Raw genomic sequence first — 9,520 nt, 5'->3', positions numbered from 1 at the left:
CCTTGCCGCCGGAAGGCGGGTTCCGGCCTCCGTAGCGTGATGGTGTCCGCAGGTCACGGCTACACCGGCAACAGAGGGTCAAGGACATGGTGGTTCATTCCGACTGGCGTGTCGGGGTAGCTTCGGCCCCCGTCCATCACGGCGAGATTCTGCAAGGTGTCTTCACCGGACGCGACGGGCTCGTGCGCGGACTCGTGACGCTGCCCTGCACCATTCACACCACGCGGGCGACCTTCACCCCGGCGCCCGGCACCGGGGTCACCGTGTCGCCGGACTGGAAGGGCAAGGCCCGGCGGGCGGCCGAACTGGCCGTGCGGGCGGTGGTCCCGGCGGGCGCCGGACCGGTCGGCGGCCATCTGGAGCTGGCCGGGGACGTGCCGTTGTGCCGGGGCTTCGGCTCCTCCACCAGCGATGTGCTGTCGGCCATCTGGGCCGTGAAGGACGCGTTCGCCGATCCGCTGCCGCCGCGGGAGGTGGCCCGGCTCGCCGTGCGCGCCGAGACCGCCTCCGACTCGCTGATGTTCGAGGACTCCACCGTGCTGTTCGCGCAGCGCGAGGGCACCGTCATCGAGGACTTCGGCTACCGGATGCCGCCCCTGCGGGTCCTCGGCTTCGGCTCGCGCCCCTCCAACCGCGGCCAGGGCATCGACACGCTGACCCTGACGCCGGCCCGCTACGACGGGGCCGAGATCGAGCGGTTCGCCACCCTGCGGGACATGCTGCGCGACGCCATCCAGATGAAGGACGTCGCTCTGCTCGGCTCGGTGGCGACGGCGAGTTCGGAGATCAACCAGCGGCATCTGCCGGTCCCCGGCTTCGACCGGATCCGGGACATCGCGCGCACCTCGGGCGCCGTGGGCGTGCAGGTGGCCCACAGCGGGGACATCGCGGGGCTCCTCTTCGACCGGGACGACCCCGAGGTCGAGGCGCGCACCGCACTGGCGCAGGACCTCCTGCGGAGCACCGGTATCGACGAGCAGTGGAACTACACAACGGGTGACTGACATGACGACGACCCTGCCCAAGGCTCACTCCTCGATCGTGGAGGCCACCGAGCTGCCACGGATCATCAAGGTGGGCGACAACCTCTACGCGACCGCCTTCAGCCTGATGAAGCTGCTGCCCGCCCGCTTCATCATCGACCGGGCCGAGGCCGCCGGGGTGCTCACCCCGGGCACCCCGGTCATCGAGACCTCCTCCGGCACCTTCGCACTGGGCCTGGCCATGGTGTGCGGGCTGCGCGGCTACCCGCTGACCATCGTCGGCGACTCCGCCATCGACCAGGAACTGCGCACCCGCCTGGAAATGCTCGGCACGACGGTGGAGATCGTCGAGTACACCGGCCAGCCCGGAGGCATCCAGGGCGCCCGGCTGGCCCGGGTCGCCGAGCTGTGCCGGCAGCGGCCCGACGCGTTCGTCCCCGGCCAGTACGACAACCCCGACAACCCGGGGGCGTACAGCGTCGTCGCCGACCTGATCGACGAGACCGTCGGCACCGTCGACTGCCTGGTCGGGCCGGTCGGTTCGGGCGGCTCGACGGGCGGGCTCGCCGCCTCCCTGCGGCCCCGCAACCCGCAGCTGCACCTGGTCGGCGTCGACACCCACGGCAGCATCATCTTCGGCACCCCCGACGCCCCGCGCACCCTGCGCGGCCTGGGCAGCAGCATCCACCCGGGCAACGTGCGGCACGCGGCGTACGACGAGGCGCACTGGGTGACGGCCCCCGAGGCCTTCCACGCGACCCACGAGCTGTACCGCAGGCACGGCCTGTTCATGGGACCGACCAGCGGCGCGTCCTTCCAGGTCGCGTCCTGGTGGGCGGCGCAGAACCCCGACAGCACGGTCGTGATGGTGCTGCCCGACGAGGGCTACCGCTACCAGTCGACCGTCTACAACGACGCCTGGCTGCGCGAGCAGGGCATCGACCCGGCGCCCGCACCCGGCGGCGCCCCCGTCACCGTCGGGCACCCCCTGGACGCCCCGCCGGTCTGGTCCCGGCTGCTGTGGGCGCGCCGCGGCTTCGACGACGTGATGATGCCGGAGATCGCGTCGTGAGCGGGCGGCTGCTGCTCCTGGTGGAGTCCAACACGACCGGCACCGGACGGCTGTTCGCCCGCCGTGCCGCCGAACTCGACGTGACCCCCGTCCTGCTGAGCAAGGACCCGGCCCGCTACCCGTACGCGGCCGAGGACGGGCTGCGGACCGTCGTCGTCGACACCTCCGACGCGGACCGGCTGTGGGAGGCGGCCGGCCGGCTGGCCGCCGAGGCCCCGGTCGCCGGCGTGCTGACCAGCTCCGAGTACTACGTCCCGGCCGCCGCCGCGCTGGCGTCCCGCCTCGGCCTGCCCGGTCCCTCGGCGGACGCGGTGCGGGCCTGCCGGGACAAGGCCGAGCAGCGGAGGATCCTCGCCGCCGCCGGGGTGGGCGTGCCGGGCTTCGCGGTGGTGTCCACGGCTGACGCCGCGGTGTCGGCGGCGGCGACCCGGCTGCCCGTCGTCGTCAAACCGGTACAGGGCTCCGGCAGCCTGGGCGTACGGCTGTGCTCGGACCTCGACGAGGTCGCCGGGCACGCGGGCGCCCTGCTGGCCGCCACCACGAACGAGCGCGGGGTCGCGACCCCCGGGCGGATCCTGGTCGAGGAGTACCTGACCGGCGCCGAGTTCTCCGTCGAGGTGTTCGGCACCGAGGCCGTGGTGACCGTCACCAAGCACGTCGGCCCGCTGCCCGCGTTCGTCGAGGTCGGCCACGACGTGCCGGCGGCACTCCCCGCCGGCCTGGAACGCGAGCTGCGGCAGACCGCGGTACGGGCCGTGACGGCGCTCGGCCTCGGCTGGGGCGCGGCCCACGTGGAACTCCGGCTCGACGGTCCCGTCGCCAAGGTCATCGAGGTCAACCCGCGGCTGGCCGGAGGCATGATCCCCGAACTGGTCCGCCGGGCCTGCGGGATCGACCTGGTCCGCGCCCAGGTCCTGGCCGCCCTGGGCCGGGCCGCGCACCCCGAGCGCGCGCTGTACGGACGCGCCTCGATCCGCTTCCTGACCACCGACCGCGACGGCATCCTGGCCCCCGACCTCACGGTGAGCCTCACACGGGCCGGTGCCGTCCCGGGCGTCGTCGAAGCGGTCCTCTACCGCGCCCCCGGCGAACCGGTCGGCCCCGCCACCGACTTCCGCGACCGCCTCGGTCACGTCATCGCGGTCGCGGACCATCCGGCCGAGGCGGCCGGCGCCGCGGACCGGGGCGTTGCCGCCCTCGCGGGGGCGATCGCCGCCACGCCCCTGGACCGGCAGGAGGCGCTGACATGACCGCCGTACGGATCCGCCGGGGCACGACCGCCGCTCGGCGCCGGCCCGGCACCCCCTCCCCGCGCCCCTCCGGGTGCCGGGGACTCCGGCCGCTCCCCACCCCCGAGGACCTCTCATGACCACCGCCCCCGCGCGCGACGGCGTCCACACCGGCCGGCTCACTTCGGCGCTGGATCCCGAGGCCCACGCCATCGTCTACGACCAGCGCGTGTCCGCGGACGCGGCGGATCCGCTGGGCGGTGAGCTGCGCCGGATCAGCCAGGTGGACCGCGCCCACCTGGTCATGCTCACCGAACGCGGTGCCGTGGACCCCGGCCGGGCCGCCGCCCTGCTGCGGGCCGTGGAGGAACTGCGCGCCGCCGACTTCGCCCCGGTGCGCGGACGCCCGATGCCACGCGGGGTGTACCTGGCCTACGAGGGCTGGCTCATCGAGCAGCTGGGCGACGAGACCGGCGGCATCCTGCACACCGGCCGCTCCCGCAACGACCTGAACGCCACGACCGCCCGGCTGAAGGCCCGCACCCCCTACCTCGGCCTGCTGGACGCCGTGGACCGGCTCGCCGCCGTACTCCTCGCGCAGGCCGACCGGTACGCGGACGTCACCATGCCGGCGTACACGCACGGCCAGCCCGCCGTGCCGATCACCTACGGCCACTATCTGGCGGGCGTCGCGGGCGCGGTGCTGCGTGCCTACGGCCAGCTCCTCGACGCGGGCCGCCAGCTGGACGTCAATCCGCTCGGCGCCGGCGCGATCGGCGGCACGTCGGTCCCCGTCGACCCCGAACGCACGGCCCTGCTCCTCGGCTTCACCGGGGCCGTCCCCAACTCAGTGGACGCCGTCGCCTCCAGGGACTTCGCGCTGAGTCTCCTCTCCGCCTCCGCGACGCTCGGCGTCACCCTGGCCCGGGTCGCCCGCGACCTGAGCGTGTGGACCTCGGAGGAGGCGGCGCTGCTGCGGGTCGCCGACACACTGGTCGGCTCCAGTTCGATGATGCCGCAGAAGCGCAACCCCTTCCTGCTGGAGCACATCCAGGGCCGCTCCACCGCGAGCCTGGGCGCCTTCACGAGCGCGGCCTCGGCGATGACCACCGCCGGCTACACCAACGCCATCGCCGTCGGCACCGAGGCCATGCGCCATCTGTGGCCGGGCCTGAGCGACACGACCGACGCGGTGACGCTGCTGCGGCTGGTCGTCGCCGGCATCGAGCCGCGGCCCGAGCGCATGACCGAGCGCGCCCGGGAGGGGTTCACCGCGGCGACGTACCTCGCGGAACGCCTGGTCGCGGACGGCATGCCGTTCCGCGCCGCGCACCACAAGGTCGGCGAGACCGTGCTGGCCGCCCTCGGCTCGGGCCGCTCGCTGGAGGAGACGGCCGGCTTCGAGAACGACCTGGCCCCCGACCGCGTGGCCGCCGCCTGCGTCCACGGCGGCGGCCCGGGGGCCGACGGGCTCCCGCCCCTCCACCGTCAGCTGGCCGCCCACCGCGCCGAGTCCGCCGCGCGCCGCGGCCGCTGGTCGGACGCCGAGGAACTGCTGGGCGACGCCGTACGGAAGGCGGTGCGGGCATGAGCGAAGACGTCTTTGTCCGCACGGCACCGGCCCCCGTCCCGCCGCGCCCTCCCCTCTCCCGCCACCGCGACTTCCGTCTCCTCTGGCTCGGCGAGACCACCAACCGGGTCGGCATCAACATCACCACGGTGGCCATGCCCCTGGTCGCCGTGGTCACCCTGAACGCCAGCACGCTCAGCGTGAGTGTGCTGGCCGCCGCGCCCTGGCTGCCCTGGCTGCTGATCGGCCTGCCGGCCGGCGCCTGGGTGGACCGGATGCGCCGGCGCCCGCTGATGCTGGTGTGCAACTTCTCCTCGGTGCTGCTGCTCGCCAGCGTGCCGGCGGCCGCGTGGCTCGGAGTGCTCACCATGACCCATCTGCTGGTGGTGGCGCTGCTCAACGGCCTGGCCGCGGTGTTCTTCGGGATCTCGTACAAGGTGTACGTGCCGTCCATCGTGGACCGGGACCAGCTCCAGGACGCCAACGCCAGGCTCCAGGGCAGCGAGTCGGTCGCCCAGGTGGCCGGCCTGGGCGGCGGCGGTCTGCTCGCCCAGGGCTTCGGCGCGGTCTCCGGCCTGCTGGTGAACGCCGGCACCTTCCTCTTCTCGGCGCTGTGCCTGCTCGGCATCCGCAGCCGGGAGCCCCTGCCCGAGCCCTCCCACGAGCGCACCCCGCTGCGCCGGGACATCCGCGAGGGCCTCCAGCACACCGTGCGCGACCCGTACCTGCGTGTGCTGACCGCCTACGGCACCGTCACCAATCTGCTCCTGACGGCCTACCAGGCGATCCTGCCCGTGTTCGTGATCCGTCAGCTCGGCGTGCCGGAGGGCGCGACCGGCTGGCTGCTGGCCTCCAGCAGCATCGGCGGGATCCTCGGCGCGGCCGGTGCGAAGCGGGTGACCGCCCGCTGGGGCACCGCACGCGGGCTGCTGGTGGCCACCGCCGCCACGGCCCCCTTCGCACTGCTGATCCCGATGGCGGGGAAAGGACCGATGCTGGCCGCACTCGTGGCCGGCAGCGCGCTCCTCGCCCTCGGGGTGGTGCTCGCCAATGTGATCCAGGGCGCGTTCCGCCAGCGGTACTGTCCGCCACACCTGCTCGGCCGCATCACGGCCTGCATCTCGGTGGCGAACTTCGGCGCCATTCCGTTCGGTTCCCTGCTCGGCGGCGTGCTCGGCACGGCGCTCGGGCTGCGGCCGACGCTGTGGCTGCTGACCGCCGGTCTCGCGGTCAGCCCCCTGTTGCTGCTGATCGGGCCCCTGCGCGGCAGGCGCGACCTGCCCGCCGCGCCCGGTGGATCATGACGCCCGGTCGGCTCCTTCGAGTACGAACAGGAGAGACCCCGTGGAAGGAACACTGCCGTGGGTCGCCCGTGAGCTGCCACCCCCCGGCTCACTCGACCTCTGGCTCCTGAGGGTCTCGGATGTCGCCACCGGCATCCTGGACGAGGCGGTGCTCGACGCGACGGAACGCCGCCGCGCCGCCGCCCTCATGCACGCGGCCGACCGCACCCGGTTCACGGCCGCGCATGTCGCACTCCGCCGGCTGCTCGGGTCGTACCTGCGCCTCCGCCCCGAGGAGATCCACTTCGGCCGGGACACCTGCCCCTGCTGCGGCGGCCCGCACGGGAGGCCCACCGTGCTCGGCACGGGCCGCGACGACCTGTTCTTCTCGCTCTCCCACCGAGGCGACCTCGCCCTCGTCGGTACGGCCGCGGCGCCGATCGGCGTCGACGTGGACCTGGTGTCGGACCAGACGGCCTCCGCCGAACTGGCGTCGATGCTGCACGTGGCCGAGCAGGAGGAACTGGCCGCACTCGAACCGGCGTTGCGGCCCCGCGCGCTGGCCAGACTGTGGACCCGCAAGGAGGCCTACCTCAAGGGCCTCGGCTCCGGACTGGGACGCGATCCGTCCCTCGACTACGTCGGCTCGGGGGCGCCGGGCGGGCCCTACCCGCCGTCCGGCTGGACCCTGCTGGACGTGCCGGTGGACCGGGGCTACGCGGCGGCGGTGGCGGTACGCGGCGAACTCACCGTCACCGGCCCGACCGTCACCCGGCTCTACGGCCCGCAGGCCGCCGACCTGGTCCGCGCCGCCCCGCCCGTACGCCTGACGGGAGGGACCTCGATCTGACTCCACACACCTTCAGGACCACTCACCCACCCCTACGAACCTTGGGAACCGACCATGCCGAACACTGTGCAAGAGGCCCCCGCGGCCCGCCTGCCACGGATGCGCGCCGCCGACGAGACCGTGACCGGCGCCCAGTCCCTGATCCGCTCCCTCGAAGAGGCGGGCGCGGACACCGTCTTCGGGATCCCCGGCGGCGCGATCCTCCCGGCGTACGACCCGATGATGGACTCGGCGAGGATCCGCCACGTCCTGGTCCGGCACGAGCAGGGCGCCGGCCACGCGGCCACCGGCTACGCGCAGGCCACCGGCAAGGTCGGTGTCTGCATCGCGACCTCCGGGCCGGGCGCGACGAACCTCGTGACGCCGATCGCCGACGCCCACATGGACTCCGTGCCGCTGGTGGCGATCACGGGCCAGGTGTCGTCGAAGGCGATCGGCACGGACGCCTTCCAGGAGGCGGACATCGTCGGCATCACCATGCCGATCACCAAGCACAACTTCCTGGTCACCGACGCCGAGGACATCCCCAGGACGATCGCCGAGGCGTTCCACCTGGCCTCGACCGGCCGCCCCGGACCGGTCCTGGTCGACATCACCAAGGACGCCCTCCAGGCGCGGACCACCTTCGTCTGGCCCGGGGCGGCACACCTGCGGGGCTACCGCCCGAAGACCCGCCCGCACCCGCGGCAGATCCGCGAGGCGGCACGGCTGATCACCTCGTCCGAACGCCCCGTCCTGTACGTCGGCGGCGGTGTCCTCAAGGCCGGGGCGACCGCCGAACTGCGCGACCTCGCCGAACTGACCCGCGTGCCCGTGGTGACCACGCTGATGGCGCTCGGCGCCTTCCCCGGGAGCCATCCGCAGCACATGGGCATGCCCGGCATGCACGGTGACGTGTCCGCCGTGGCGGCCCTCCAGAAGGCGGACCTGATCGTCGCCCTCGGCGCCCGCTTCGACGACCGGGTCACCGGAAGGCTGGACACCTTCGCCCCGCACGCCAAGGTCGTGCACGCCGACATCGACCCGGCGGAGATCTCCAAGAACCGCTACGCGGACGTGCCGATCGTCGGCGACGCCCGCGAGGTGATCGGCGCGCTGGCGGCCGCCGTCCGGGAGGCGGGCGGGGCCGGCGACCACGACGCCTGGTGGCGGGACCTGAACCGCTGGCGGGACACCTACCCCCGCGGTTACGACCTGCCCGCCGACGGCACGCTCTCCCCGCAGCTGGTCATCGAACGCATCGGCCGGCTCGCGCCCGAGGGGACCCTCTTCGCCTCCGGGGTCGGGCAGCACCAGATGTGGGCGGCGCAGTTCCTGCCGCACGACGAGCCGGGCACCTGGTTCAACTCCGGCGGCGCCGGAACGATGGGCTACGCGGTCCCGGCCGCGATGGGCGCCAAGGCCAGCCGGCCCGACCGCACGGTGTGGGCGATCGACGGCGACGGCTGCTTCCAGATGACCAACCAGGAACTGGTCACCTGCGCGCTGAACAACATCCCGATCAAGGTCGCCGTCATCAACAACGGCGCCCTCGGCATGGTCCGCCAGTGGCAGAACCTCTTCTACGGCGCCCGGTTCTCCAACACCGTGCTGCACGACGGCGCGACCAACGCCGCGACCGGCTCCACCCGGGGCGTGGGCTCCGCGGCCAACCGGGGCACGCGAGTCCCGGACTTCGTCCACCTCGCCGAGGCGATGGGCTGCGTGGGCCTGCGCTGCGAGTCCCCGGACGAACTGGACGCGGTCATCGACAAGGCCAACTCGGTCACCGACCGTCCGGTGGTGGTGGACTTCATCGTCCACGAGGACGCGATGGTGTGGCCGATGGTCCCGGCCGGCACTTCCAACGACGACATCATGGCCGCCCGTGACGTGCGTCCCGACTTCGGCGACGCCGCGGACGACTGAGAGGACCCTCCGACATGTCCCAGCACACGCTCTCCGTCCTGGTCGAGAACACCCCCGGCATCCTGGCCCGGATCGCCGCCCTGTTCTCCCGTCGCGGCTTCAACATCGACTCGCTCGCCGTGGGCACCACCGAGCACCCGGACCTCTCCCGCGTCACGATCGTCGTCCGCGTCGACGACGAACTCTCCCTGGAGCAGGTCACCAAGCAGCTCAACAAGCTCGTCAACGTCCTGAAGGTCGTCGAGCTGGAGGCCGCGGACGCGGTCCAGCGCGAACTCGTCCTCGTGAAGGTCCGCGCCGACAACACCACCCGCTCGCAGGTCCTGGAGATCGCCGAGCTGTTCCGCGCCCGCACCGTCGACGTGGCCCCGGAGGCGGTGACCCTGGAGGCCACCGGCGCCGGCGACAAGCTCGACGCGATGCTGCGGATGCTGGCGCAGTTCGGCATCAAGGAGCTGGTCCAGTCCGGCGCGATCGCCATCGGCCGCGGCTCCCGCTCCCTGACGGAACGAGGCGCCCGCGAGACCCGCACGCTGCGCATCACCTCGGCCGCGGCCCGCCCCGCACAGACCGCCTGAGTCTTCGGACCACCCCGTTACCCACCACCCTTAAGGAGTCAGTCCCA

8 protein-coding genes are annotated in these 9,520 nt (G+C 73.3%); all 8 read left to right on the top strand.

All coding sequences use genetic code 11. The features are described 5' to 3' along the window. The first annotated feature begins 86 nt into the window (after window positions 1–86). The 8 genes from JK361_RS35390 (at window position 87) to ilvN (ending at window position 9,473) form a co-directional block, all read left to right on the top strand. Window positions 87–1,004, top strand: coding sequence for a GHMP family kinase ATP-binding protein (locus JK361_RS35390; protein WP_201826269.1), 918 nt, complete (start codon window positions 87–89; stop codon window positions 1,002–1,004). Between the two features lies 1 nt (window position 1,005). Next, window positions 1,006–2,055 carry a PLP-dependent cysteine synthase family protein gene (locus JK361_RS35385; protein WP_236054167.1) on the top strand — a complete coding sequence of 350 codons (1,050 nt, stop codon included), beginning with the start codon at window positions 1,006–1,008 and terminating at the stop codon, window positions 2,053–2,055. After that, window positions 2,052–3,305 carry an ATP-grasp domain-containing protein gene (locus JK361_RS35380; protein ID WP_307787401.1) on the top strand — a complete coding sequence of 418 codons (1,254 nt, stop codon included), beginning with the start codon at window positions 2,052–2,054 and terminating at the stop codon, window positions 3,303–3,305. The genes JK361_RS35385 and JK361_RS35380 overlap by 4 nt, the downstream gene beginning before the upstream one ends. A 115-nt stretch (window positions 3,306–3,420) precedes the next feature. Next, complete coding sequence (locus JK361_RS35375) at window positions 3,421–4,875, top strand: argininosuccinate lyase (RefSeq protein WP_201826265.1); 1,455 nt, start codon at window positions 3,421–3,423, stop codon at window positions 4,873–4,875. Then, window positions 4,872–6,158: an MFS transporter gene (locus JK361_RS35370; protein ID WP_201826263.1), complete on the top strand. Its 1,287-nt coding sequence runs from the start codon at window positions 4,872–4,874 to the stop codon at window positions 6,156–6,158. Before JK361_RS35375 ends, JK361_RS35370 begins: the two co-directional genes overlap by 4 nt. Window positions 6,159–6,198: 40 nt before the next feature. Beyond that, window positions 6,199–6,987 (top strand): 4'-phosphopantetheinyl transferase family protein, encoded by a 789-nt coding sequence (locus tag JK361_RS35365; protein WP_307787400.1) that lies wholly within the window; start codon window positions 6,199–6,201, stop codon window positions 6,985–6,987. Between the two features lie 54 nt (window positions 6,988–7,041). Continuing rightward, window positions 7,042–8,895, top strand: coding sequence for an acetolactate synthase large subunit (locus JK361_RS35360; protein ID WP_201826261.1), 1,854 nt, complete (start codon window positions 7,042–7,044; stop codon window positions 8,893–8,895). 14 nt (window positions 8,896–8,909) lie between these two features. Next, window positions 8,910–9,473 carry an acetolactate synthase small subunit gene (gene ilvN, locus JK361_RS35355; protein WP_201826259.1) on the top strand — a complete coding sequence of 188 codons (564 nt, stop codon included), beginning with the start codon at window positions 8,910–8,912 and terminating at the stop codon, window positions 9,471–9,473. The last annotated feature ends 47 nt before the right edge of the window (window positions 9,474–9,520 follow it).

The sequence above is a fragment of the Streptomyces musisoli genome (genome assembly GCF_016741855.1).
Lineage (GTDB): Bacteria > Actinomycetota > Actinomycetes > Streptomycetales > Streptomycetaceae > Streptomyces > Streptomyces musisoli.
The sequence above is the reverse complement of the archived record's forward strand: the minus strand, read 5'-3'. Positions and strand labels throughout refer to the sequence as shown.